26 protein-coding genes are annotated in these 25,502 nt (G+C 65.1%); 15 read left to right on the top strand and 11 right to left on the bottom strand.

Annotated features, from left to right (window positions below; genetic code table 11):
- Positions 1-460 precede the first annotated feature (460 nt).
- From mnmG to MGN01_RS06810, 7 genes are all read left to right on the top strand, one after another.
- Positions 461-2,395, top strand: coding sequence for a tRNA uridine-5-carboxymethylaminomethyl(34) synthesis enzyme MnmG (gene mnmG / locus MGN01_RS06780; protein ID WP_147045848.1), 1,935 nt, complete (start codon positions 461-463; stop codon positions 2,393-2,395).
- Between the two features lie 66 nt (positions 2,396-2,461).
- Entirely contained in the window at positions 2,462-3,097 is a 636-nt protein-coding gene (rsmG, locus tag MGN01_RS06785; RefSeq protein ID WP_147045849.1) for a 16S rRNA (guanine(527)-N(7))-methyltransferase RsmG, read from the top strand.
- Entirely contained in the window at positions 3,094-3,918 is an 825-nt protein-coding gene (locus MGN01_RS06790) for a ParA family protein (RefSeq protein WP_147045850.1), read from the top strand. Before rsmG ends, MGN01_RS06790 begins: the two co-directional genes overlap by 4 nt.
- 33 nt (positions 3,919-3,951) lie before the next feature.
- Entirely contained in the window at positions 3,952-4,842 is an 891-nt protein-coding gene (locus MGN01_RS06795) for a ParB/RepB/Spo0J family partition protein (protein ID WP_147046031.1), read from the top strand.
- Between the two features lie 399 nt (positions 4,843-5,241).
- Positions 5,242-7,587 carry an Orn/Lys/Arg family decarboxylase gene (locus MGN01_RS06800; protein WP_147045851.1) on the top strand — a complete coding sequence of 782 codons (2,346 nt, stop codon included), beginning with the start codon at positions 5,242-5,244 and terminating at the stop codon, positions 7,585-7,587.
- Positions 7,584-8,216 carry a GNAT family N-acetyltransferase gene (locus MGN01_RS06805; protein WP_147045852.1) on the top strand — a complete coding sequence of 211 codons (633 nt, stop codon included), beginning with the start codon at positions 7,584-7,586 and terminating at the stop codon, positions 8,214-8,216. Before MGN01_RS06800 ends, MGN01_RS06805 begins: the two co-directional genes overlap by 4 nt.
- Positions 8,216-8,689, top strand: coding sequence for a hypothetical protein (locus tag MGN01_RS06810; RefSeq protein WP_147045853.1), 474 nt, complete (start codon positions 8,216-8,218; stop codon positions 8,687-8,689). Before MGN01_RS06805 ends, MGN01_RS06810 begins: the two co-directional genes overlap by 1 nt.
- A gap of 105 nt (positions 8,690-8,794) precedes the next feature.
- Here MGN01_RS06810 and MGN01_RS06815 read toward each other — a convergent pair whose 3' ends face one another.
- The 6 genes from MGN01_RS06815 to MGN01_RS06840 form a co-directional block, all read right to left on the bottom strand.
- Positions 8,795-9,457: an NrsF family protein gene (locus tag MGN01_RS06815; protein WP_147045854.1), complete on the bottom strand. Its 663-nt coding sequence runs from the start codon at positions 9,455-9,457 to the stop codon at positions 8,795-8,797.
- Positions 9,450-9,992, bottom strand: coding sequence for an RNA polymerase sigma factor (locus MGN01_RS06820; protein WP_373319195.1), 543 nt, complete (start codon positions 9,990-9,992; stop codon positions 9,450-9,452). The genes MGN01_RS06815 and MGN01_RS06820 overlap by 8 nt, the downstream gene beginning before the upstream one ends.
- A 180-nt stretch (positions 9,993-10,172) precedes the next feature.
- Positions 10,173-10,409 (bottom strand): hypothetical protein, encoded by a 237-nt coding sequence (locus MGN01_RS06825; protein WP_147045855.1) that lies wholly within the window; start codon positions 10,407-10,409, stop codon positions 10,173-10,175.
- A 97-nt stretch (positions 10,410-10,506) separates the two neighbouring features.
- Positions 10,507-11,196: a DUF1223 domain-containing protein gene (locus tag MGN01_RS06830; protein ID WP_147045856.1), complete on the bottom strand. Its 690-nt coding sequence runs from the start codon at positions 11,194-11,196 to the stop codon at positions 10,507-10,509.
- Between the two features lie 53 nt (positions 11,197-11,249).
- On the bottom strand, positions 11,250-11,468 hold the full coding sequence (locus MGN01_RS06835; protein ID WP_147045857.1) for a hypothetical protein: 219 nt from the start codon (positions 11,466-11,468) through the stop codon (positions 11,250-11,252).
- A 127-nt stretch (positions 11,469-11,595) separates the two neighbouring features.
- On the bottom strand, positions 11,596-12,819 hold the full coding sequence (locus tag MGN01_RS06840) for a cytochrome P450 (RefSeq protein ID WP_238258187.1): 1,224 nt from the start codon (positions 12,817-12,819) through the stop codon (positions 11,596-11,598).
- A gap of 245 nt (positions 12,820-13,064) precedes the next feature.
- Between MGN01_RS06840 and MGN01_RS06845 the strand changes: the two genes are divergently transcribed.
- From MGN01_RS06845 to MGN01_RS06855, 3 genes are read left to right on the top strand one after another with little or no spacing between them, the layout of a single operon-like run.
- Entirely contained in the window at positions 13,065-13,994 is a 930-nt protein-coding gene (locus MGN01_RS06845; protein WP_147045859.1) for a glycine--tRNA ligase subunit alpha, read from the top strand.
- Between the two features lie 10 nt (positions 13,995-14,004).
- A complete protein-coding gene (gene chrA / locus MGN01_RS06850) occupies positions 14,005-15,369 on the top strand; it encodes a chromate efflux transporter (RefSeq protein WP_147045860.1) in 1,365 nt (454 codons plus the stop codon).
- Positions 15,370-15,389: 20 nt separating this feature from the next.
- Positions 15,390-16,064 (top strand): haloacid dehalogenase type II, encoded by a 675-nt coding sequence (locus MGN01_RS06855; RefSeq protein ID WP_147045861.1) that lies wholly within the window; start codon positions 15,390-15,392, stop codon positions 16,062-16,064.
- A 78-nt stretch (positions 16,065-16,142) separates the two neighbouring features.
- Here MGN01_RS06855 and MGN01_RS06860 read toward each other — a convergent pair whose 3' ends face one another.
- Positions 16,143-17,378, bottom strand: a complete 1,236-nt coding sequence (locus MGN01_RS06860) for a YncE family protein (RefSeq protein ID WP_238258185.1) — start codon at positions 17,376-17,378, stop codon at positions 16,143-16,145.
- A 321-nt stretch (positions 17,379-17,699) separates the two neighbouring features.
- Between MGN01_RS06860 and MGN01_RS06865 the strand changes: the two genes are divergently transcribed.
- Entirely contained in the window at positions 17,700-18,035 is a 336-nt protein-coding gene (locus MGN01_RS06865; RefSeq protein WP_147045862.1) for a hypothetical protein, read from the top strand.
- Positions 18,036-18,071: 36 nt separating this feature from the next.
- Here MGN01_RS06865 and nhaA read toward each other — a convergent pair whose 3' ends face one another.
- Together nhaA and tlpA are read right to left on the bottom strand one after the other, a co-directional pair.
- Complete coding sequence (nhaA, locus tag MGN01_RS06870) at positions 18,072-19,259, bottom strand: Na+/H+ antiporter NhaA (protein WP_147045863.1); 1,188 nt, start codon at positions 19,257-19,259, stop codon at positions 18,072-18,074.
- A gap of 324 nt (positions 19,260-19,583) precedes the next feature.
- A complete protein-coding gene (gene tlpA / locus MGN01_RS06880) occupies positions 19,584-20,219 on the bottom strand; it encodes a thiol:disulfide interchange protein TlpA (RefSeq protein ID WP_170245858.1) in 636 nt (211 codons plus the stop codon).
- A 33-nt stretch (positions 20,220-20,252) separates the two neighbouring features.
- Between tlpA and argH the strand changes: the two genes are divergently transcribed.
- The 3 genes from argH (at position 20,253) to MGN01_RS06895 (ending at position 22,889) form a co-directional block, all read left to right on the top strand.
- A complete protein-coding gene (argH, locus tag MGN01_RS06885; protein WP_147045865.1) occupies positions 20,253-21,635 on the top strand; it encodes an argininosuccinate lyase in 1,383 nt (460 codons plus the stop codon).
- A gap of 97 nt (positions 21,636-21,732) precedes the next feature.
- On the top strand, positions 21,733-22,023 hold the full coding sequence (locus MGN01_RS06890; protein WP_147045866.1) for a hypothetical protein: 291 nt from the start codon (positions 21,733-21,735) through the stop codon (positions 22,021-22,023).
- A 149-nt stretch (positions 22,024-22,172) separates the two neighbouring features.
- Complete coding sequence (locus tag MGN01_RS06895) at positions 22,173-22,889, top strand: invasion associated locus B family protein (protein WP_238258183.1); 717 nt, start codon at positions 22,173-22,175, stop codon at positions 22,887-22,889.
- Positions 22,890-22,986: 97 nt separating this feature from the next.
- On the opposite strand, the gene MGN01_RS06900 is transcribed toward MGN01_RS06895, so the two are convergent.
- Both MGN01_RS06900 and MGN01_RS06905 read right to left on the bottom strand, forming a co-directional pair.
- Entirely contained in the window at positions 22,987-23,202 is a 216-nt protein-coding gene (locus MGN01_RS06900; RefSeq protein ID WP_147046034.1) for a hypothetical protein, read from the bottom strand.
- A gap of 530 nt (positions 23,203-23,732) precedes the next feature.
- Positions 23,733-24,437: an HAD family hydrolase gene (locus MGN01_RS06905; RefSeq protein WP_147045867.1), complete on the bottom strand. Its 705-nt coding sequence runs from the start codon at positions 24,435-24,437 to the stop codon at positions 23,733-23,735.
- 187 nt (positions 24,438-24,624) lie between these two features.
- Between MGN01_RS06905 and MGN01_RS06910 the strand changes: the two genes are divergently transcribed.
- A complete protein-coding gene (locus MGN01_RS06910) occupies positions 24,625-25,491 on the top strand; it encodes an MBL fold metallo-hydrolase (RefSeq protein WP_147045868.1) in 867 nt (288 codons plus the stop codon).
- Positions 25,492-25,502: the final 11 nt, after the last annotated feature.

A 25,502-nucleotide genomic window follows, 5' to 3' on the forward strand; every position in this document is an offset into this window, starting at 1 on the left:
ACCACAGGTCCATAACAGCCTCTAGAAGTGACCCGAGCGGGTCACGAACAATCCGACGAGCAGGAAACAGAAACCGCCGAGTGCCAGCAGCGTTTCCTTGTGCTGTCTCTTCTTTGAGAAATGCGCCACGGCCCCGCTACCGCAAAGCATTGCTCCAATGCCCACTGTCACTGCGCCCATCTGGCCACTGCCCCGTCATTAACCCGAAAACAGATCCCTCAGGTCCTTGCCGAATGTTGGCAAAGAGCAGGGGACCGCCCGAATATCGTTAGGCAATGACGGTGCCAGACGCCGCTCATCTCGACTGCGATCGCATCGGATCAATCATGGGAAGCACCGGCGACGCTTGGCGTATTCATGATGGTTTGCTTTGCTGCGTCCGCGATCACAGCCGCGAGCAGAGCCAGCCGACGCGTGTCGTTCCGTTGACGATTCACCTGCAGCGCGCCTAATCACGAACATGTTCCCGAACATATCCCAACACTTCGACGTCATCGTCGTCGGAGGCGGTCATGCCGGCGCCGAGGCGGCCTCCGCCGCGGCACGAACAGGTGCACGCACAGCTTTGGTGACGCACAAGGCGGCCACCATCGGTGCGATGTCCTGCAACCCTGCCATTGGCGGTCTCGGCAAGGGGCACCTCGTGCGCGAGGTGGATGCGCTCGACGGTTTGATGGGCCGTGTCGCCGACGCAGCGGGCATCCAGTTCCGCTTGCTCAACCGACGCAAGGGACCGGCCGTACGCGGCCCTCGCACGCAGGCTGATCGCAAGCTCTACGCCGCCGCGATGCAGGCTGCCATCGCCGAGACCGAGAACCTTGAGGTGATTGAAGGCGAGGCCGACGACCTGATCCTGTCCGACCATGCCGTCGCAGGTATCGTGCTGACCGATGGCCGCGCGCTCAGTGCCCGCGCTGTTGTCCTGACCACGGGCACATTTCTGCGCGGACTCATACATATCGGTGAGCGGAAGATCCCGGCGGGCCGCGTAGGCGAGGGGCCGGCCGTTGGTCTAGCGCGGACGCTTGAGCGACACGCGTTCGGTCTTGGTCGCCTGAAGACCGGCACGCCGCCGCGGCTCGATGGTACGACGATCGATTGGGCTGCGTTGGAGATGCAGCACGCGGATGAGGACCCAGTGCCGTTCTCTTCGCTGACGGAAAAAATCACGAACCCACAGATCGCCTGCGGCGTGACACGCACTACCGTACACGTCCACGACATCATCCGTGAGAACCTGCAGCGCTCGCCAATGTATTCCGGCGGCATCAGCAGCCGCGGGCCGCGTTATTGTCCCTCCATTGAGGACAAAGTCGTACGCTTCGGCGACCGTGAGGGGCACCAGATTTTCCTCGAGCCCGAAGGTCTCGACGACAGCACAGTTTATCCGAACGGCATCTCGACAGCGTTGCCGGAAGAGGTTCAGGCAGCAATCATCGCGGCGATCCCCGGTCTAGAAAACACGCGGATCGTGCGACCGGGCTACGCCATCGAATATGACTATGTCGATCCGCGCGAACTCGATCCAATGCTACAGACTCGCCGCCTGCCGGGCTTGTTTCTCGCCGGCCAGATCAATGGGACGACGGGTTACGAGGAAGCGGCAGCGCAGGGGTTAGTCGCTGGATTAAACGCTGCGCGGCTCGCCGGCAGCTCGGACCTTGCGGTGTTCGATCGCGCCGAGTCATACCTAGGCGTTATGATCGATGATCTCGTCACGCATGGCGTGAGTGAGCCGTATCGAATGTTCACCTCGCGCTCGGAGTACCGGCTCTCACTCCGCATCGATAATGCCGACGATCGGCTAACTGGGAGGGGTCTCGCACTAGGTTGCATTGGCGCGCGCCGGAGCGCGCATTTCGCGCAATCGCAGGCCGCGCTGACGGAGGCACGCGAACGGCTCAATGCGCTGAGCCTGACGCCGAACGAGGCTGCTACACACGGCATTGCGCTCAATCGCGACGGCCTTCGTCGTAGTGCCTTCCAGCTCCTGTCCCATCCGGAGATCGATTGGGAGCAACTGGCGACAGTTTGGCCGGAACTGGCCAAGGTGCCGTGTCGGGTTGCTGAGCGGCTGACGACAGACGCAACCTACGCAGTCTATCTTGACCGGCAGAGCGCCGACATTGCTGCTTTTCGCCGCGATGAGGCGGTGAGGCTGCCGGCTCACCTGGCTTATGAGGCCATTGCTGGGCTTTCAAACGAGATGCGAGCGAAGCTGGAAGCTGTGCGCCCGGCCACGCTCGGACAGGCCGCACGCATTGAGGGTGTAACGCCGGCAGCGCTGACCCTACTCGTCGCACATGCCAAGCGGGTTAAGGGCGCTGGGGCCGAGCTTTCAGAAGACAGCACAAGAGAGGCAAGGAGAAGCGAGACGGTTCGAGCTATGCTATGAGGCTTGCGATCCGATCCATGCGCATGCTGAACAAGCGGCGTCGTTAACGAGTCTAGTCGAGAACCAATGGGAGCCGACGATCGCGATCGTATCCTTGCCGAGCATAATGTTTCACGTGAAACAGCTCGGCTGCTCGACATTTACGTCCAGCAGCTCACCCGCTGGCAAAGGGTAAAAAATCTCGTTGGTCCAGCGACTCTGTCTGAGGTGTGGACGCGCCATGTCGCCGATGCGCTGCAGCTACTCGCGATCATGCCGAATGCAACACGCTGGCTCGACCTCGGCTCGGGGGCAGGCATTCCTGGCCTGATCCTCGGTATCGCTGGCCGCGAGCGCGAAATGTTTCACGTGAAACTTATTGAGAGCAACGCACGGAAGTGCGCCTTTCTCACCGAGACTGCCCGGCTTACCGGCGCACCGGTGACTATCATAAACGCACGCATCGAAACCGTGATCGCCGAGCAGCGTGAAACCGATGTGATCTGCGCCCGCGCCCTAGCCTCCCTGAACCAACTTCTCGATTGGACTGAACCTTTGTTGAAAAGTGGGATAATGGGGCTGTTTCCCAAGGGACGTGATGCATCTGCGGAATTGACCGATGCTGTGCGTAAGTGGAGTCTGACTTACGATTCGATCCCGAGCCGGACGGACCCGCAGGCCCAGATTTTGCGCGTCACGGCCCTCTCTCGTGTGGACTCATGAACGATCCCAGACGGCCTTTGCGCATCCTGGCCCTTGCCAACCAGAAAGGCGGCGTCGGCAAGACGACGACGGCTATCAACCTCGGCACGGCTTTGGCAGCCATCGGCGAGACCGTGCTCGTTATCGACCTTGATCCGCAGGGCAACGCGTCGACAGGCCTAGGTATCGATCGTCGTAGTCGCGAGATCTCGACCTATCACGTCATGGCCGGCGAAGCCTCGCTTGCACAATCGGTCGTGCCGACGGCGGTGCCGCGTCTTTCAGTTGCGCCGTCAACGATGGACCTTCTCGGTCTCGAGTTGGAATTGGCGAATTTGCCGGACCGTGCCCACCGCCTCCGCAGCGTTCTCCAGGGCCTTCACACCCATCCGGCGACGCAGAACATCACCTACATTCTGATTGACTGCCCGCCTTCGTTAAACCTGCTCACCATCAATGCGCTGGCGGCAGCGGATGCTGTGCTGGTGCCACTACAATGCGAGTTCTTCGCACTGGAGGGCTTGAGCCAATTGCTGCGCACCGTCGATCAGGTGAAGACCGCGCTTAACCCGCGCCTGGAAATCCAAGGTGTGGTGCTCACCATGTACGACCCGCGCAACAACCTCTCGACCCAAGTCGAGGCAGACGTGCGCGGCTTCCTCGGCGACAAGGTCTACGGCACGACGATCCCGCGCAACGTGCGCGTCTCTGAGGCCCCCTCGCACGGCAAACCGGTGCTGCTCTACGATCTTAAATGTGCGGGTGCGCAGGCCTATCTGCGCCTGGCCTCCGAGGTCATCCAGCGTGAGGGCCGTATGCCACCGCCGGCTGCAGCTGCCTGACCCCTCGTAGCGTAACGGAGTTTCCCTATGGCAATGCCGGATGATGCGGCCCGCCCTCGTCTTGGACGCGGCCTCGCCGCCTTGATCGGTGACTTCCCGACCGAGCGCAGCAGCTATGATCGCGAGCAGCGCAAGGTGGCCGTAGAGTTCTTGCGGCCCAACCCGCGCAATCCGCGCCGCAGCTTCTCGGAAACCGAGCTGAAGGAACTCGCCGAGTCGATCCGCATGCGCGGTGTCATTCAGCCGGTGGTGGTGCGTCCGTTGCCGGGCGTGCCCGGCACCTACGAGATCGTCGCGGGAGAGCGCCGTTGGCGCGCCGCACAGATCGCGGGTCATACCGAGATCCCGATCGTCGTGCTCCATCTCGACGAGAAGGCCTCGCTCGAATACGCGATCCTTGAGAACGTTCAACGCTCGGACCTGAATGCCATCGAGGAGGCCTCGGGCTACGAGCGCCTGATGAACGAGTTCAAGTACACCCAGCGCGAGCTCGCCGAGATCTTGGGCAAGAGCCGCAGCCACCTCGCCAACACGCTGCGTCTTCTGCAGCTGCCACCAGCAATACAGGATCGCGTGATCAATGCTGAGATCAGCGCCGGTCATGCGCGTGCGCTACTCTCAGTGCGCAATCCTGAAGCCGTCGCCAAGCGCATTGTCACCGAGGGTCTATCGGTCCGCGAAATCGAGGCGATCGCTACTGCAGAGGCCGAAGCTAGCTCTGCCGAAAAACCGGAGTTGACCCGCACCCGCCGTGTCGTCGAGAAGAATGCCGAGATCCGCACCCTAGAGCAGACCCTGGCTCGCGTTCTTGGCTTCGGCGTTGCTGTAAAGGCCAAGCCGTCTGGAGAGGGCGAAATCCGTATCCGCTATAGCAACGCGGACGAGTTCGAGGCGCTGTGTAAGAAGCTCGACACCGCGGCGTGACGGTGGACGTCCAAGTCTACCGTCACTGCGGGCACAGCTACGATCAGACTGCTTTAAACCATTGATTTAAAACGTTTTTGTTCGTTTTCATTGGGCAGCAGGCGGGACTGTAGATCAGCATTTTCCCAAGACATGGGCGCGGCCGTCGCGACGTGGGGGGGACTGACTCGGCCAGGGACCGTGAGGCCGTAAGCAACGCAAGAAGGACACGCCATCCGGAGGCCGCTTGCATGGCACGTCATGAAACATTTCGATCCCGTTGGCTTCGTGATCGGGCCGATCACGTCCTTCGCTTTCCTCGGAAGTGAACCCTGGAAAGTATTCTTCGCTCCGTCATTGCATCGTCATCGTGAGACGGGCATCTGTCCGCCTCCCCAAAAAAGCGGAGCCGCCTCGTCCATGGACTTTCATCGCCGTTTCACGGTGCTGATGTGCACGCCGGCCTTCGATCCGGATGATCTTGAGGGCGCCCGCGTCGCGCAGATTGTCGCCGCCGTGGAGAAGCGCGGCTTTGAGGTGGTCCGTGCCCGTCGCGTCGAGGACGCCGCCATTGCGGTCCAGACCGACGCGGCGGTGGGCTGCCTCGTGGTGGACTGGGGCAAGCGCGGTCTTGATGGCAAGGCGGCAGCCCTCATCGACATGATGAGGAAGCGCGGCCTCGAAATGCCGATCGTCATCATGGTCCGCCGCAAGCGGCTCGAGGACATCCCGGTCGAGCTCCTGGACTTCATCGACGGCTATATCTTCCTGGCGGAAGAGACCCCGGAATTCATCGCCCGCGGCCTCGTCAGCCGCGTCACGCAATATGCCGAGACGCTGAAGACGCCGTTCTTCGGCGCGCTGGTCGATTACGCGGAGGAGGGCAACCAGCTCTGGACCTGCCCGGGGCACAATGGCGGCATCTTCTACAACCGCTCGCCCATCGGCCGGATCTTCGTCGAGCATCTCGGCGAAGCCGTCTTCCGCGATGACCTCGACAACTCCGTCCTCGATCTCGGCGACCTGCTGACCCACGAGGGTCCGGCGCTGAAGGCCCAGAAGGAAGCCGCGCAGATCTTCGGCGCGGAGAAGACCTACTTCGTCCTCAACGGCACCTCGGCCTCGAACAAGGTGGTGCTCGGCTCACTGGTGGCCGAGGGCGACCTCGTTCTGTTCGATCGCAACAACCACAAGGCCGCCCATCACGGCGCCCTGATGCTGGCCGGCGGCATCCCGATCTTTCTGGAGACCGACCGCAACGCCTACGGTCTGATCGGCCCGATCTTCCACGATGCCCTCGACGAGACCAAGATCCGCGAGAAGATCCGGAATAACCCGCTCGTGACGGACCCCGAGGCCTGGAGCCGCGAGCGCCCGTTCCGCGTCGCCGTCATCGAGCAGTGCACCTATGACGGCACGATCTACGACGCGCGGATGATCGTCGAGAAGATCGGTCACCTCTGCGACTACATCCTGTTCGACGAGGCCTGGGCGGGCTTCATGAAGTTCCACCCGCTCTTCGCCGGCCATTTCGCCATGGGCCTGACCGGGCTCGACGAGACCTCGCCCGGCATCATCGCCACGCAATCGACCCACAAGCAGCTCGCGAGCTTCTCCCAAGCTTCGCAGATCCACACCAAGGACAGCCACATCCGCGGCCAGACACGCCGCGTCGAGCATCGCCGGCTCAACGAGAGCTTCCTGGTCCACGCCTCGACCTCGCCCTTCTATCCGCTCTTCGCCTCGCTCGACGTCGGCGCGCAGATGATGAAGGGCCGCTCGGGCATGATCCTGTGGGACGACACGATCCGGCTCGGCATCGAGTGGCGCAAGAAGGTGCGCGCTATCCGCAAGGAGTTCGAGGAGAAGGAGGGCGACAAGAAGCGTCGCTGGTTCTTCGACGCCTTCGTGCCCGATGTCGCCATCGATGCCGATGGCCAGGAGGTGCCTTGGGAGAGCCTGCCGACCGACGTACTCGCCTCCGAGGTCAAGCATTGGGAGCTGAAGCCGGGCGCGCGCTGGCACGGCTTCACCAAGGTCGCCCCCGGCTACGCCATCACCGACCCGAACAAGCTCACCGTGCTCACCCCCGGCTTCGACCGGAAGACCGGCGAGTATGCCGAGCACGGCATTCCGGCGCCGATCGTCGCGCAGTACCTGCGCGAGAACCGCATCGTCGCCGAGAAGAACGATCTCAACTCGTTGCTCTTCCTGCTGACGCCGGGCGTCGAGTCATCGAAGGCCGGTACATTGATCTCGGGCCTCGTCGCCTTCAAGCGGCTGCACGACGACAACGTGCCGTTGGAGGAAGCCATGCCGGAATTCGTCCGGCGCCGGATGCAGCGCTACCAGGGTGTACGCCTGCGCGACCTCTGCGCGGACTTTCACGCCTTCCACCGCGAGCACGGCACTTCAACGCTCCAGCGCAGGCAATTCATGCCCGAGCACCTGCCCGAGATGGTGATGCCGCCCAAGGCCGCAGCCCAGATGCTCACGCGCAACAAGGTCGACTTCGTGCCGATTGCCGAAGCGGAAGGGCGTATCGCGACGACTTTTCTCCTGGTCTACCCGCCCGGAATCGGCACTGTGCTGCCGGGTGAGCGGATCGACGAGCGGGCCAAGCCGATGCTCGACTATTTCAAGATGTTCGAGCGCTCAGCGAACCTGTTCCCCGGCTTTGAGGCCGAGATCCAAGGCGTCTACCGCCAAGTTGAGCCGGACGGGCGCATCCGGTTCTTCACCTACGTGCTGCGCGAGGGGGCATGACGGCGGAAGCCTCGGCCGCGCGGCCGAAACCCGCCGCCTTGCCGAACATCGTGATCCGGCCCTCCACGGATGCCGACGTGACGGCAATGGTGGCGATCTATGAGCACCACATTCGCCGCGGCGTCGGCGATGTCGGCGACTTCGAGGAGGAGCGGCTGCTGCCGGATGACCTCAAGCGCCGGCGCAAGACCATGCGCAAGAAGCGCCTGCCGCACCTCGTCGCCGAGTGCGAAGGCTTGGTGGCCGGCTACGCCTACGCCGTGCCGTTCCGCAAGCGCCCGGCCTATCGCTACACGCTGAAGCACTCGATCTATGTGCATCCCGACTACCTGCATTCCGGCATCGGGCGCCGACTGTTGCCAGCGTTGATCGAAGCTTGCGCGGCTGGCGGCTACCGCCAGATGATCGGCTATATCGACGCCAAGAATGAGCCATCCCTGCGCCTTCACGAGGCCTGCGGCTTCGCGCGCGTCGGCCTGCTGCCGGCGATCGGCTACAAGTATGGGCGCTGGAGCGACAGCGTGATGGTCCAGTGCCCGCTGGGCACCGGATCGGACGATCAGCCCGGCGCCTGGTACCGGCCGCCGAAACCGGTGCTGATGACGGGTGATCCCTTCCAGGAACCCTGATGCGTTTCACGACGACAACACGCCGGTACGCCGTCTCGCTGCTGTTGGCGGCCTTCGCCCTATCCGCCTGTAGCGAGGCTCCTGCCGTCCTGCCGCCCGACGCCCCGGGGGTGACGATCGCCAAGGATGACGCCTTCACGGACGCGGTGCGCACGGCCGACAAGCAATCCCAGAAGGACGTTCTCGACCAGCTTGCCTCGCGCTTCGGACGGGACTTGCGCATCCTGCCCCGCCGGGTCGACAGCGATGCCGAGCCGCTTCCGATCAAGGAGCATTACGAAAAAGAGCTGGCAGGCGCGCGAGGCTGGAAAGAATTTCCGCTGACTGATTACGGCAGCACTTGGTCCTTCGCGTATATCAGCCCGGACAATCGCCAAGTATTCGCCGCCGTGGTGCTGAACCCGCGTTTCGCCCCGGAGGGCGGAGGAGACGTGCCGCTGACGATCCTGACGAATCTACCCGACGCGCGCTGAGCAGGGCCAGTCGACCATCTAGGCTTCACGACACACCACGTCCCGGATCACCTTCTGCGCCTCTCCGGGCGTCCGGGAAGGGGCGCCGCTTTCGATCGAGGTCTCTCAGCCGCCGGACACCCCACGATCGAGCAGGCGCCCGCCGGCGAGCCCATTCAGCCCGATGATCAGACCGACGGCGATCGCGTGCATCGCCAGATCACTCGCCGTGGCATCATGCGGATGGAAAGGCACCAGCAGGGCCGCGGCCGCGCCTGCTGCGGCGAGGCCGGCAAGAGCGGCGGTGAGGTTCGGACGCATCGGGGCGGCACGGCGCAGCATCAGCACGATCAGCACCGAGAGTGGCAGCGAGGCCCCGAGCAGGAAGTACAGGCAGCCGCGCATCTCCGCGCCGTCGGCGATATTGGAATCCGGCGCGATCCAGGCCCGCAGGCAGCCGAGACTGCTCGCACCGATCCAGAGCGCCAACGGCGGCAGCGGCAGCAACGCCCAGACCTGGGAGCGGCCGGGCACGCTGGTCTGGAAGGCTGCGATGGCGGCACAGAGTGCTGTCAGGACCGCGCCAACCGCAGCGACGCAGAGGTCAGGCACGTGCAGCCGCTCGGCCATTGCATGCCAGTCAGCGAAGGGCATCAGCAGCAGGCCGAGCCCCGGCAGCAGGCAGAACCAAGCAAGCGCCCGCAGCGACGGCGCGGGGAGGCGACGCACCGGCTCCAGATCGGTGGCGAGATGATCGACGAGACTGTCGAGACGACCGAATTCAGACATGGCCGTCCTTCCGATCCTGCGCGAGCGCCGCGCGAAGGGTCTTTAAAGCGCGGTGTAGGTTCACCTTGAGTGCGCCCGTGCTGCGTCCAGTGAGAACGGAGGCTTCCGCCAGAGAATTCTCACGCAATCCGAGCTGCTCGACAGCCTGGCGTTGGCCCTTGGGCAGCGTGGCGATCGCTTGAGCCAGCCGGGCCTCGCGCTCTCGCGTCATGAGTCCTTGGCCGGCCTCGGGAAGGCCATCATCCGCATGCGCCTCGTAGGCGATGGGATCATCCACCTCCTTCGGCCGTCGGCTCTGGCACCGCAGCAGGTCGATCGTGCGCCTCTGCGCGATGGCGCGTAGCCAAGGCAGGAACGGGCGTGCCGGATCGTAGCTCGCCCGTGCCCGGTGCATTGTCAGAAGGGTTTCCTGGACCACGTCTTCGACTGCATCGCCGCGTGCACCCTTTGCACGCGCCGCCGCCGCGATGACCGGCATGCAGTCGCGCAGCAGCCTCCGATAGGCCTCGGCATCGCCGGCCTGGGCCGCCGCCATAGTCGCGGAAAGCGTTTCTTCGAGCACGATCGCCGACCTGCCGTGCCTCTCCAATCCGGATACCCGGGACGCCCCGAGCCCGATGGACAGCGGCTTTGTGGCGGGACGGTAGCTGTCGCTACCAAATCCCGCAAAGGCCGTCGAGGCGAACGACATGTCGGCGCTCCGTTCCGCGAGCGGTCAGTGCTTGCTCATCGAATCCTTCTTCTCCATCGAGTCCTTCTTCATCATCGCACCGCCGTCCTTCTTCATTGCGCCGTCGCTCTTCATGGAATCGGTATGGCCCGAGCCGGACTTCATGTGGTCGGCTTTCATGCTCTCGGTGGCGGCGCCGGCCGGCTTGGCCTCTTCGGCGAAGGCCGGGGCGGAGAGGGCGAGGAACGCGGCGCAGGCGGCGGTGGCGAGGGAATGGCGCATGGTTGGACTCCTGGTTGGGCTGTTTCCGAAAAGGGTCGCCGTTCCGACGCCCTGCTGCTAATTCGCAGCACATCCGTCAGCGGTTACGTTCGCGCGTTCAGAGGCGGGCGGCGCCGAGGATGCGGCCGTCCGGCGCCTGGAGGATCAGGGCAGCGTCCTCCCCGGCCGGCGCGGCTTCGGCGAGCGTCAGCGCCGCGCCTCTCCAGGAGCCGACCTCGCGCAGTGAGCGCACGATGTTCGCTTCCGTGAGCCGACGGCCGCCGTTCTCGCCGCGGCCGATCGCAGTCGTATGCTCGCGATCAAAGCCGATGAGCAGCAGGCGGCCTTGGCCCGAGCCGGCGCCCACGGTGAGGTTCAACCCGGCACCCGCGCGGTGGATCGCGAGCGGCACGGCCGTCCTCACCTGAGATTTGGCTTCGGCGATCGCGGCATCGACCTCGCTGCGGCGCGAGCCGATGAGGCTGGTGCGCCCATCGACGATGGCCTGCGGCGTGAAGGACGTCTCGCCGAGGCGGGAGCCGTAGGCCGCCTGACGCTCGGTGGCGGCAGCGAGGGAGTAGGGATCACGCCAGCCGAGGCTGTTCCAGTAGGTCACGTGGAAGGCGAGCGGCAGCACGTCGCGCCGCTCTTGAGCCAGCTGCCGGAGATGGGCATCCGCCGGTGGGCAGGACGAGCAGCCCTGCGAGGTGAACAGTTCGACAACGACCGGACGTTCGGCGGCCTGAGCGGACGGGAGGCTGGTAAGGGGCGCCGCGAGAAGGGCGGCAGCAACGAGAAGCGTGCGCATGGAAGGCTCCTTGGATGGTCGTACATCCAGGTTCGCCACGGCACCCGTTTCCGTTACGGGCGCCCGGTGTCGCGCCCCTTCGCCAGCTTCTCCACGCGCCTCAGGACTTTCACACCGAAGCCAGTGTGGTGCTTACCCGGTCCACCGGCCAGCGCCTTGGCGACGACTGGAGCGTTGGCGCCGTGCCGCGCAATCAGCCTCCGGGCTTCGGCCTCAACGGAGGCCCGTTCGGTTCGTAGGTCGGAGATCCAGGTTCGCAGCGACATCACCATGGTGGGTCAATCGAACCCACCGCCGCTCGGTCCCGCCATCGACGATCAGACCGGGCAGCAGAGTTAACAAAGGGTATTATCGGCTGGCCTGTCAGCGATACGTCTTCGAAGCGAGGGTCTGCTGCGATCAGGTCGGTCTGACGTTGCTGACGACGAAGCCGCTGCGGGGACGGGCCGGGATGTTGCTGAGATCGATGGTCAGGTCCTGCTGCGGGACGTCATAGCGCATCGAGGCCGTCAGGAGCCGGGCAGCCGTGACCAGCAGTGTCTGAGTGATCCCCTCCCCCGGGCAGCGATGCCCGTCCGGCGCCGAACCGCCTCCGTGGGAAATCAGGTTGAAGGCTTCGATGGCCTCACCGCGGAGGCGGTAGCGATCGGGATCGAACCGCTCCGGTGCATGCCATAGGCGCGGATCGTGGTTCGTGCCGTAGAGATCCATGAGCACCCAATCACCTGCCTTGAAGTCATGGCCACGCCACGCGAAGGGCTCGCGCACCCGGCCACCGATGAAGGGGATGAACGGAAACACCCGCCGCACCTCCCAGGCAAAACGGTCGAGCGTGCTGTCATCTCCGCGACGTAAGGCTTCGGCCCATTGTGGGTGATCGTGGAGCGCCATGGCGGCGAAGACGATATAGCGGGCGTTGGCAACTGTCGGGCGCAGGATGTTGATGAGTTCGACCCCTGCCGTCCTGACGTCGAGAAGTTGGCCTTGACCGTCACGGTAGGTCGCTATGGTTCGAGCGGCACCCTCTGGTACCGCCCGCCGCCCTGCCCGAGTCTCCTCGATCACGCGCCGCGCCCAGCGTTCGGTACGGGCGCGAAGGAGATGGCCGCCCCAGTTCCGGGGTCCGATCGCGCCGGTGCCCGCGATCATCGCCGCGAACTCGGCCGCGCGTGCGTCGACCTCCCTCCCATCGAGAGGCAGGCCTACCCACTCGCATACCGCCGCCGTGATGACCCGATGGGCTTCGTCGAGGAGCACGCTGCTCTCCTGCCCGGCCCATCGCGTCACCGCCTCCTGCCAGTGGCGGGTGAATAGGTCGGCTAGGCGCCGGAGCGCGTCAGGACCGACAAGCGATAGAAACATTGCCTTGCGGTGGCGATGCGCCTCGCCATCCATCACCATCACGCTGCCATGGTCTTGAATCAGAGCGAAGCTCGTCCGCGGCAGGGCGTGCCGACGCGTGAAGCGATGGCGATCGTAGAACTGCTCGGCCGCCTCCCGGCCAGACATGCAGACGACACGGCTCAGCATCAGCCGCGCTGCGAAGACGTCCGATCCGTAGTGCCGGCAGCGGTTGGGGATAAATGCATACCCTTCCGAGAGAAGCGCCAGCGTCGCGTCCAACGAGTGATCCCGAGGGATGGCTGAGCCGGCTCCCCGCATCGCGTTCATCTCGGCTCTATCCCGAAAGCCGGCGGAACGCCTTCCGCCCAGTCCGGAGAACCGCCTCAGCACGACCTGGTTCACGTCTTGGCGGAGAGGCCGAGGGTCGCGCTGCCGTGCCGCTGCGCAGGACGGGGGCAGCCTTGCTTGACAGCCCCTGCCCTGCCCGTAAACCGGCGCCGTCTTCCGAAACACCCGGACCCCGCATGTCGAGCGACGCCGATCTCTCGCCCAAGACCTCGTTCCAGGGCCTGATCCTGACGCTCCAGCGCTTCTGGGCGGCGAAGGGCTGCGTGATCCTGCAACCCTACGACATGGAGGTCGGCGCCGGCACCTTCCATCCGGCGACAACCCTGCGCGCCCTCGGACCGCGTCCCTGGAAGGCGGCCTACGTTCAGCCCTCGCGCCGACCGAAGGACGGCCGCTACGGCGAGAACCCCAACCGGCTGCAGCACTATTACCAGTTCCAGGTCATCCTGAAGCCAAACCCGCCGAATCTGCAGGAGCTTTACCTCGGGTCGCTCGCCGCCATCGGCGTGGACCTCAAGCTCCACGACATCCGCTTCGTCGAGGACGACTGGGAGAGTCCAACGCTCGGCGCCTGGGGCCTCGGCTGGGAATGCTGGTGCGATGGGATGGAGGTGAGCCAATTCACCTACTTCCAGCAGGTCGCCGGCTTCGAATGCGCGCCGGTTGCCGGGGAGCTAACCTACGGCCTTGAGCGACTGGCCATGTACGTGCAGGGCGTCGAGAACGTCTACGATCTGAACTTCAACGGCGGCCAGGGCGACGACAAGGTCACCTACGGCGATGTCTTCCTGCAGGCCGAGCAGGAATATTCGCGTCACAATTTCGAGGCTGCCGACACGGCGATGCTGTTTCGGCAGTTCACGGACGCGGAGAAGGCCTGCCGCAGCTATCTTGAAGCCGGCGATCCCGGCGAAGGCCAGCGGCATAGAATGGCGCAGCCGGCCTACGACCAGTGCATCAAGGCGAGCCACGTCTTCAACCTGCTCGATGCACGCGGCGTGATTTCGGTGACCGAGCGCCAGAGCTACATCCTGCGGGTGCGCGAACTCGCAAAGGCCTGCGGTGCAGCCTTCCTCAGGACGGAAGCCGGCGGCCTGGCGGCCTGAGCCGCCCTCCATGCGCCCGCCCCACGGCGTTACGCTTGCTGAGGCGACCCGCATTTGGGCGCGGATCGCGCTCCTGAGCTTCGGCGGCCCAGCCGGTCAGATCGCTGTGATGCACCGCATCCTCGTCGACGAGCGGCGCTGGATCGGCGAGGCGCGCTTCCTCCACGCCCTTTCGTATTGCACGTTGCTGCCCGGCCCCGAGGCCCAGCAGCTCGCCACCTATATCGGCTGGCTGATGCACCGGACAGTGGGCGGCCTGATCGCCGGCAGCTTGTTCGTGCTGCCGGGCGCCGTCTCGATCATGGCGCTGAGTCTGATCTACGTCGCCTTCGGCCAGACCGGCGTGGTGGCTGGGCTCTTCTTCGGGCTGAAATGTGCAGTGCTCGCGGTCGTGCTGCAGGCGGTCGTCCGCGTTGGGTCGCGGGCGCTGCGCAACCGCGTGATGCAATCGATCGCCGCATTGGCGTTCGTCGCGATCTTCGTCCTGTCGGTACCGTTTCCGCTGATCGTGCTCGCCGCCGGCATCGCCGGCTATGCCGCCGTGCGCCTCGGCTCGGCTGCTTTTGGGTCTGCCAGCCATCGTGCAGCCGGCACTCAGGGAGCTTCCGACGCGGACAGCTTGCTCGCCGAGACCATTCCCGAGCATGCCCGGCCCGATGCCGCTTGGTCGCTACGTATCGCCGCCGTGCTCGCCCTGCTCTGGCTCGTGCCGGTAGCACTCCTCGTGATCTTCGCCTCCGGCAGCGCCTTCGCCGACATTGCCGTGTTCTTCTCGAAGATGGCGGTAGTAACCTTCGGGGGCGCCTATGCGGCCCTCGCCTATGTCGCACAGGCCGGAGTCGAGACCTATGGCTGGCTCAGGCCCGGCGAGATGCTCGATGGGCTCGGCATGGCCGAGACCACGCCCGGTCCGTTGATCATGGTCACGCAGTTCGTCGGCTTCCTCGGTGCCTTCCGCGCGCCGGGCGGCCTGAACCCGTATCTCGCTGGGGTGCTCGGTGGCCTGCTCACCACCTGGGTAACCTTCGTCCCCTGCTTCCTCTGGATCTTTGCCGGCGCTCCCTACGTCGAAGCCCTGCGTGGAAACCAGGCCTTGTCTGGAGCTCTCGCCGCGATCACCGCGGCGGTCGTCGGCGTCATCCTGAACCTCGCCGTCTGGTTTGCCCTGCACACGCTGTTCGCAGACGTGCAGACACTCCATCCCGGGATCGGCTTGGCGATCGAGTGGCCGGTGCTCGCGAGCGTGAACCTCCCCGCCCTGCTCCTGACGACGGCCGCGGTATTCGCGGTGTTCCGGCTCAATCTCGGCATGATCCCGACTTTGTTCGCCTGCTCCTGCGCCGGGATCGCGCTACATCTCGCCGGCATCGTTTGAGCGGCTACAGAGTGTGAACCATGCCCGACGCCATCTCATTCACCGGCAAATCTTGCGTGGTGTTTGACGCCTACGGCACACTCCTTGACGTGCATTCAGCTGTCCAGCGCCATGCGGACGGGATCGGCCCCGAGGCCAGCTCGCTGTCGGCGCTGTGGCGAGTGAAGCAGCTTGAATACAGCTGGGTGCTCTCACTGATCGGCGGCTATCAAACCTTCTGGTCGCTCACCGAGCAGGCGCTCGACTATGCTCTTGCCCGGCATCCGACGGTGGACCCGGCCCTGCGCCAGCCGCTGCTCGACGCCTATCGCGCGCTTGATGCCTATCCGGAGGTGCCGGACGTTCTCTTGCGGCTTCGCGAAGCGGGCCTGCGCACCGCGATCCTGTCCAACGGAAACCAAGACATGCTCGACATCGCGGTGGCCTCTGCCAGCCTCGCTGATCGGCTCGATGCGGTGCTCTCGGTCGATGCCGTGCAGGTCTTCAAAACCTCGCCCAAAGCCTACCAGCTCGTGCTCGATCGCTTCAGCGGCACCCCCGCAGAGGTCGTGTTCTGTTCCTCGAACCGCTGGGACATCGCGGGGGCAGCCGCCTTCGGCTTCACTGCGGTTTGGGTAAACCGCCAGGGGCTGCCCGACGAGTATCCCGACCTAGCGCCGACCGCGGTCGTAAAGGATCTCAGCGCGCTGCTGTGAAAAGCAACACTATACCCGCATTGGTCGGCGGCTTGGCCCTAAGCTGCTACGGCTTCGCCTCGCAAGGATGGTGGTGAGTCACCCCCGTGCGCGTCCGCGCAACGAGGCCGGCTGTCCCGGTAGCTGCAGCTTGATGCCTGTGGCGACGAGCGCATCGCTCTCAACGCGAAACACCTGCAGCGTCCGGTCGACGTAATTGCCGACATAGACGAACCGGCCCGAGGGCGAGAAGGCGACGCCCTGCGGCACCGCTCCGGCTTCGGCGGCACCGGTCACATGCACCGACCCATCGGAATCGATAGTGAGAAGCACCGTGAGCCCCTTCGGGCCGTAATTCGGGCTCGATTGCGGAGCGGCGGAGCCGCGCACCACCGCGAGGGCCGCATGGCGACCGTCCGGGGCGATGTCGATGGATTCCGGTGTGTCGCCGACGCCCAGCCAGTCCACCACCTTCGGCGTGCCGAGATTGGCGTCGATCACGCTGACGCTGTCGGCATTGCCGTCGGATGGCGTGGCGCCCGTATTAGCAGTGAGCGCGAGGCGGGCATCCGGCGTCACTTCGATGCCGTAGACGCCAGCCCCCACGGGCATGTCCTGCGCCGGATCGTAGGTCACCGTCGTGCCCTCGATCTTGAGCACGCCGATCTTGCCGGCCTTGTTCTTTGCGACGAAGGCCCGCTGGCCGTTCGGCGAGATCGCCACCGCGGCCGCCTCGTCGCCGACATCCACCGTGCCAATGGGCATCACCTTGTTGCCCGCAATCGAGAGCACGGTGACGCTCTTGCCCTCGCGATTGGCCACCAATGCGAGATCCCCGGCCCCGTTGATCGCAAGCCCCGAGGGCTGGCGTCCGACCGTGATGGTCTCGACGAGTTGAGGCGGATCGCTCGTCAGGTCGAGGACGTGCAGGCGGTCGTCGGGTTGCGCGTACCAAGGACGGTCCGAGCCCTCGCTGTCTTTGGCCTCGCCCTCCTTCGGCTCCTCCTGACGCATGGTCACCGAACTCGCCACAAGGCCGAGCCGGCCATCCGGTGTGATCTGCAGGTTGGTCGGCGGTCCGTAGACGGAGTTGTCGAGCAGCATCGTGGTGGCGACCTGCGGATGCGCCTCGTCACGCACGTCGATGAAGGCGATGGCATCGCCCCCGTTCGGGCCGTTGCGACCGCCGGCGGGGTCGAAGAAGGTCTTTCCGTCGAGGCCGACCAGCATGAAGGCCGGAGCCTGCGCTGCCCGAAGCGGGCTCACTCCCAGCAGCAGGACCGCGAGAAGCACGACACGACCGACCCCGAATCCCGTCATCGCGCGTCCTTCCATGGCGGACCTCTCCTCCCGTCGTGGCGACGAACCCGACGGGTCCAATCCCTCGCTCACCACATCGACCGCCCACACCTGCATCTTGAAGGTGTGGGCGGGACAACGCGGTGGGCATGACTGGGAGAAAGAAGAGCAATCCAATCAATGCTTGGCACTGCCTATGGCGCAAGCAGCGGCGGTTTCGCGTGCTGTCCGGCACACCGAGAACGTCATCGAGCCCCTTCCCAGCTTGATGAATTGGCGCTGCGAGCGGGTCTCGTTTTCCGATTTTTAAGGGCGATGCCGCTTAAGTCGGCGCTACGTCATCGGGAGATTGCGATCGTGCGAGCCTCTACATCCTTCGGACTCGTCCATCATGGATTCCGCGCCGCGATCGTCGGCGCGCTGACCCTCGTCGCCGTCGGTCATGCCGATGCGCGTGATAATACCGGGGCGGTGATCGGCGGCGCAGCCGCCGGCCTGCTCGGCGGCGTGGCGCTCGGCGCCATGCTCAACAACCCGCCTCCCCCGCGTCCGCGCCCGGTCTATGTCGAGGAAGAGGCTGCTCCGGTCTACGTCGCTCCGCGACGCCGCGACCCGATCTGCCACTACGAGCGCCGCAAGGTGTGGCTCGACGAGGGCGAGTTCACCTACAAGCGCGTCGAAGTCTGCGAGTAGGCGGCGGTCGCGAAGGACACCATCATCGGGCGCCCCTCACACGGGCGCCTTTTTTGTTCCGACTCCGCTTGCGAGCGCGAGCACCGCGGCGCCCGTCACCCCTGAGAGCAGCGAGCCGGCGAGCACGCCGAGCTTCACCTCGGTCTCGTGCGCCCCTTGGCCGAAGGCCAGGCCGCCGATGAACAGGCTCATGGTAAAGCCGATGCCGCAGAGCAGTGCGACACCGTAGATCTGACCCCAATTCGCGCCGCGGGGCTTTGCAGCGAGTCCTGTCACCACGGCGAGCCAAACGCTCGCGAGCACTCCCGTTTGCTTGCCGAGTAACAGCCCGAAAGCCACGCCGAGCGTCACCGGATCAACCCATGCATCGAGCGGCAGCCCAATCAGCCGGACGCCTGCATTGGCAAAGCCAAAGATCGGCACGATCAAAAAAGCGACCCAAGGCGCGAGGCTATGCTCGAGCCGGAGCAGCGGCGCGGTCTCGCCAGGCGCCGCGCGGATCGGAATGAACAGGGCCAACAGCACGCCGGCCACCGTGGCATGGATGCCTGAACGCAGCACCAGCCCCCACAGCAGAAGCCCGAGCGCAAGATAGGGCCAAAGAGCCCGCACGCCACGCCGGTTGAGCGCGAACAGCGCCAGCAGGACGGCGCCCGCACAGGTCAGCATCATCGCGTCGAGGCTGCCGGTATAGAACAGCGCGATCACCACCACCGCGCCGAGATCGTCCACGATGGCGACGGCGCTGAGGAAGATTTTGAGCGAGACCGGAACCCTCGGCCCGAGCAGCGCCAGCACGCCGAGCGCGAAGGCGATGTCGGTGGCGGCAGGGATTGCCCAACCCCGCGCCGTGCCGCCCCCGATGTTGAAGGCGAGATAGACGAGGGCCGGCACCGTCATGCCGGCCGCCGCCGCGAGACCGGGCAGTACCCGGTCCGGCCAGGTCCGCAGCTGACCTTTGAGCGCCTCGCGTTTGATTTCGAGGCCGACCAGCAGGAAGAACACGACCATCAAGCCATCGTTGATCCAGTGCTGCACGCTCAGCGGCCCGAGATGGACGTGCAGTGCGTGGGCATAGACCTCGCCCAACGTCGAGTTCGCCACGATCAGGGCCGCTGCGGCCGCCATCATCAGCGCGATCCCCCCAGCCGCCTCGCTGGCAAGGAAGGTGCGCAGAGCGGAGAAAGGTCGGCGGGCGCGGTCAGTCTGAGGCTGTGGCTTCATGATAGGACGACCTGCCGGCTGATCGTCCGGCGGACAAGCCCGCGAACCGCGAAATCGATGTCTCGCCGTCCTCTCGTCTCGTCTGAACCAATGACGAGGCCGTGAACGGCGCCGTCACCATCGTGACCTTCGCAGAAAAGGACGGCGGAAGCCGGCTGGTTCTGCGGGAGCCCTATCCGTCGAAGGAACCCCCTCGACGACTCTTACGTCGCGATGGAAGACGTGACGCCCGAGCAGTTCGAGCCGCTGGACGAACTTCTCGCTACTTCGAGTACGGAGCACGATGGCGCCTGCCTACGACGCAATCGACCCGTGGCAGGCGCCCTAGGTCGCGCCGCCGATCAACGCTCGGATCAGCGTCTTGCCATCGTCGCTCGCCCACTCCGCCGGCCCCTTCATCACGCCGACTTCGCAGCCGTCCGCATCGATCAGCATTGTCGTCGGCAGGCCAGTCGATCCGGTCTGTTGCTGGACAGCAGGGAGCACCTTGCCGGCCGGGTCACCGTAATAGGCCAGCGCCTTGATGCCATTGTCGGCAAGCCATTTCCGCGGCTTGTCAAGATTGCGGGTCTCGACGTTGATCGTCACGACCTGGAAGCGCGCTCCGCCGAACTCGGCCTGGAGCCGGTCGAGCGCCGGCATCTCGGCCTTGCAGGGGGCGCACCAGGTTGCCCAGAGATTCACCAGCAGCGCCTTGCCCTTGAGCGCAGCGAGGTCGGTGTCCGTCCCATCTGGCCGCTTAAAGTGTAGGGAGGCTGCCGTCTTCGGCTCGCCCTTGGTATCGAGAGCGGCGACCTCGCCGCGCGACAGCGGGGCGATGCGCGATACGGTCGAGCTCGCGCTCGCGCAGGGTTTGGTTGCCGCGAGGTTGCCGATCTTCGAGCCGGTCCCGTATAGGGCGAGCCCAGCGAGGATCGCGGCAGCGGCCGCACCGGCGGCGAGGAGCGTGCGGCTCGCCATCAGGTCCGCCCCGGCAGGAAGGTTTCGTCAGACATGAGCAACCGGATGTGGGGCGGGCGCTTTGCGAGCGGACCCGCCGAGATCATGGAGGAGATCAACGCCTCCATTGGATTCGACAAGCGGCTCGCCCCCCAGGACATTCGCGGCTCGCTGGCGCATGTCGCGATGTTGGGCGAGGCCGGGATCCTGCCGAAGGACGATGTGGCAGCGATCCAGGCCGGGCTCAAGACGGTGGAATCCGAGATCGAGCGCGGCGAATTCGTCTTTGACCGTGCGCTCGAGGACATTCACATGGCGGTGGAAAACCGCCTGACACAGATCGTCGGCCCTGCCGCCGGCCGCCTGCATACCGCCCGCTCGCGCAACGACCAGGTCGCCACCGACATGCGGCTCTGGGTGCGCGACACCCTCGACGCCCTCGACCTCCAGGCCGCCGACCTGCAGCGCGCGCTCGCCGAGACTGCGCTGAAGCATGCCGGCACGGTGATGCCCGGCTTCACGCATCTGCAATCGGCCCAGCCGGTGACCTTCGGCCACCATTGCCTCGCCTATGTCGAGATGCTGGGCCGCGACCGCGGCCGTTTTCGCGATGCCCGCGCGCGGCTGAACGAATGCCCGCTCGGCGCCGCGGCGCTCGCCGGAACGTCCTTCCCGATCGACCGGCACGCGACGGCGGCGGCGCTCGGTTTCGACCGGCCGACGGCGAACTCGCTCGATTCCGTCGCCGATCGTGACTTCGCGCTGGAATCGCTCTCCTCGGCCTCGATCTGCGCGATTCACTTGTCGCGTCTCGCAGAGGAGTTGGTGGTCTGGACCTCGGCCCAGTTCAACTTCGTGAAGCTCTCGGACGGCTACACGACCGGTTCCTCGATCATGCCGCAGAAGCGCAACCCGGATGCAGCGGAGCTGATCCGCGCCAAGTCCGGCCGCATCATCGGTGCACTCACCGGCCTGATGATCGTGATGAAGGGGCTGCCGCTCGCCTATTCGAAGGACATGCAGGAGGACAAGGAGGGCACATTCGATGCCCTGCAGTCGCTCTCGCTCTGCCTCGCCGCCATGGCCGGCATGGTCCGCGACCTTGAGCCGGTGGCGGAGGTGATGAAGCGTGCGGCCGGCTCCGGCTACGCCACGGCGACCGATCTCGCCGATTGGCTGGTACGAGAACTGAACATGCCGTTTCGCGAGGCGCACCACGTCACGGGCCGTCTCGTCGGGTTGGCGTCGGGGCAGGGCATCGGGCTCGAAGAGCTCTCGCTTTCCGCGATGCAGGAGGTCGAGCCGCGTCTCACCGATGCGATCTACGGCGTGCTCGGCGTTGAGAACTCGGTGAGGAGCCGCACCAGCTACGGCGGCACCTCGCCGGTCAACGTGCAGGCTCAGGCCGAGCGCTGGCTGAAGGAGCTTGGCATTTAAAAAATTGGCGCGGGCAACCGGTGAGCCGTGTGCGCGTTCATGGTTCAGCTAACTGACGCTTCGTATGGGTGGCGAAAGCGTAGCGGAGACCATGTCCATGGCCATCGAGAGTTGGATCACCCCTGAAGAGACCCCGGCTCTCGCCGAAGCTGCCATGGCCGTCATCGAGGGCCGACTGAGCCGGTTCTCGGCCTTGGAGCGTGAGGCCTATTGGGCCTCGATCCGCAAGGCATACAACACGCCCTACAACCCTCCGGTCAGCAAGCGCACGGCCAAGGCCGCTCAGGTCCCGGTGATCGCGATCTCGACCCATGCCCTGCCTGCGATCGAGCTGCAGGCTGCGGCCCTGGTCTCCGGCGCCCTCGCGGCCGAGATGCACACGGTCTGAAGGCTGCCGTCTCGCAGCTCGAGATCTGGCCATCCTGACGGCCGACTTGGATAATTTCCCCGTGACGAACACAGTCCGGCGTTTCGCCGTAAAATCGTACGGTTGCGCAGGTTCCGCTGCGTGATCGTTCGCGTTCCGGGATTGTGCCGATGTCTCTTCTTCACCACCGCGTGACTGCCAGCCTTCTCGGGCTCGCCCTGCCGGGCCTGCTCGCCGTCGCCGGTCTCGGTGCGACCGCGCCGATCGAGGGCGCACGGGCACAGGAGGCGGCTCCCGCAGCAGCTGAGGACGCACCGAGCCGCGGCCAGCGTCGCGGGCGCGGCCGGCACAGCCGGACCGAGAAGCCAGAGGCTGCTGCGAAGAGCACCGCCCTGCCGCCGGGCATGCAGCAGGCTACCCCGGTGGTGACCTTTGGCGACTGGAATGTCTTCACCAACGGCCAGCAGGGCAAGGCTCGCGTCTGCTACGCCATCGCCCAGCCGCAGACCCGCTCCCCCAAAACTCTTGCGCGTGACACGGCCTACCTCTTCGTCACGATCCGCAAGGGCGAGAACATCCAGAATGAGATTGCGGTGATGTTCGGCTTCAAGCCGAAGCCGGCTGCGGCCCAAATGAAACCGGGGGCGAGCGCGGCCAAGACCGATCCCTATATCGCGTTCGGCAACACCCGCTTCGGCCTGGTCGTCAAGGACGAGAATGCATGGGTGCAGAATCAGGCCGAGGAGGCCCGCATCGTCAGCGAGATGGGTAAGTCCCAGACCGCTACGGTGCGGACGATCTCGATGCGCGGCAAGCCGACGAACGATGAATACGCCCTGGGCGGCTTCGCCGACGCGGTGAAACGTGCTCGCGAGGAGTGCAAGTAGACGCAGCGGACACGCGCGCAAAAAGGAGGCCGCCGGACCCGATGGACAGGTCTGGCGGCCTCTTTCGTTTCAGCCTGCCATTGCAGGAGGCTCCAGCTCACACCGCGGCGAGGCGCGGTGCCTGCTGGCGAAGGGAACGGGCGCCGGGCCGCGACCGTTCGCGGGCGGCACGGGTGGCCTGCTCGAAGCTGCGGAACAAGGTGCCGTCGAGCGCGTCGAAGCTGCGCTCGGACGAATAGAAGCGCACGCCGCCATGCTCTGGCACGGCGATGCCGGCGGTGGTCTCGCCGACTTCAATGACGCGCGCGGTCATGCGGTCGTGCGGGGTCGGATCGGTGATGGCTTCTAAGGCAGGCTTGAGGGGAGTTGTAGCAAACGCTGTCATCGGATCAGAAATCTCCGGCGGCCGAGTCTTGGCCGAGAACGACGAGAAGAGTTTTTCGAGATCTGGGATCTCGTGAAGCTTCAGCGTCGACAGCGTTGCCCCAGTCGGCGGGGCCTCGTCGCGAAAGGTCCCAGGCGCGATAACGAGAGCATGAAAAGTCCTCCTCGATGAAGGACCACGAAGCGCAGGCGCCTCGTGATGCTTTAGCGTTTGATGACGCGGCGCAAGCTATCCACTTCAAATCACCGCGGTATGACGATCTCACACAACAACAGGGTGCTCACTCCGGTTCCCGCGGTCAACGGAATGTTCTTTCGAAGTTTGTTGCAACCGCGGAAGGAATCCCGTGTCTTGCTTCCGCAGAACAGATTTATCCATTGCTTGACCACACAAGGTCTAGAATCACACTAATCCTGAAGAGTGCACACGTTGCTGATGCGCTCTCAACTAACTGACGATTAGACCTGCGCCGGCAATCCACCGAGCAGTGCGTCAAGCTGCCCGTAATTCCCGAAGATCTGGTCCGCACCAGCCTCCGCAAGATCCTTGCCATTGCGGTCGTGGCCCCAATGGCCGCCGCCCGTGAAGCCGAGTACGCGCATCCCGGCGGCGCGAGCTGCCCTCACTCCTGGGACGCTGTCCTCGATCACGAGACAGCTCTCGGGTACGGCGCCCATCTCGGCGGCGGCATAGAGGAACAGGTCAGGAAACGGCTTCCCGCGCCGGACCATGGCCGAGGAGTAGAGCCGGCCATCGAAGAGTGGCAGCAGGCCGGTGAGGGTCAGCGAGTGGCGCAGGCGCACGGGGTCGCTGCTCGACGCCACACAGGTCGGGATATCGAGCGTCTGGACGGCAGCCGCTACCCCGGCCATGGCGCGCAGCTCCCGATCGAACACACCGAGCGTCTCTACCTTCACCGCCTCGACGAAATCCTCCGGCACGCGCACCGCAGGATAGTCGTTGGCGATGTGCTCCATGATCGAGGTCATGGAAGTGCCCGCGAAACGCGTGCGCACGGTCTCGACCTCGATCGCGACGCCGATGCGGTTGAGGGCGGCTGTCAGCGTGCCGAGGCTGAGGGGTTCGGAATCGACGAGCACGCCATCGCAATCGAAGATCACCAGGGCCGGGCGCTTCAACCCTGTTGCATCATGTGCGCTCATTCGGTTCCCTGGTGGTCACTGGTCTCGACCTGGGCACACGCCGACAGACGAGCCTTCAGGCCGGCTCCTGGCATGGCGACCAATCGGTGGCAACGCGGCGCATCGGGCGCTACGGTGCGGCGCTTTGCGACGGCGGCAGCGCCCGGACTACGCTTCCCCTCTTCTGTCACGACGGAAATCAAGAGACGTGCCCGGCTACTTGCCCTTTGCGGGAGCGCTCAAACTCCCTGGCTTCACCTGCGACAATTGTGGCTTCTGGCAGCGTCATTTCGCGACGCCGCCATCCTGCCCCATGTGCCTAGATGCCCGCCACGTCGTGCCGCCAAAGGGCTGGCGTTTCCTCACCGAAGCGCAGGCGCAAGCAGAATTCCCTTGCCATTGGCAGGAGCTAGAGCCGGGCGTCTGGCGCTTCTGGAACGATCCGGTCAGCGGCATCGGGCCGAGCGCCTATCTCATTCAGACGGAAGCCGGGAACATGGGCTTCGAGGGCTGCCCGGTCTTCAGTGAGGCGGCGTTGGATCAGATCGCGCGGCTCGGCGGCATGCAGGTACTTTCTGCCTCGCATCCGCATTCTTATGGGGCACTGGCCCAGTTACAGGACCGCTTCGATCCCGAGCTTTGCCTGCCGGCCGCCGACTTCACTTGGAGCGCGGCGCTCCAGGTCTCATGGCCCTACGACGACTTTCTGGAGCCACTGCCGGGGTTGGAGTTGCACCGGACAGCCGGGCATTTCGACGGGCACGCCGTGCTGTTCGACCGCGAGCGAAAAATCTGCTTCTGCGGAGACGCCTTCAAGTTCGAGCTTGACCCTGAGGATTTCCGCCGGGCGGTCACGATCTCGGCCCACAAGGCATTCGTACGCGGAGTGCCGCTGACGCCGAATGAGCTCAGGCGCTATCGCGACGTGTTCGAGCGGCTCGACTTCACCCAGACCTGGACGCCGTTCGAGCCTGCCGACAATTGCGGGCGGGCCGAGGTGCTGGCGCTGCTCGACCGTTTGCTCCAGGGGCGCTCGCATGCAGCGCCGGTGCCGCTCGAAGACCTCAAAGTCTGATCTCGTCGCTT

Origin of the sequence: Methylobacterium gnaphalii, from assembly GCF_007992215.1 — a bacterium.
In the GTDB taxonomy this organism is placed as follows: Bacteria; Pseudomonadota; Alphaproteobacteria; order Rhizobiales; family Beijerinckiaceae; genus Methylobacterium; species Methylobacterium gnaphalii.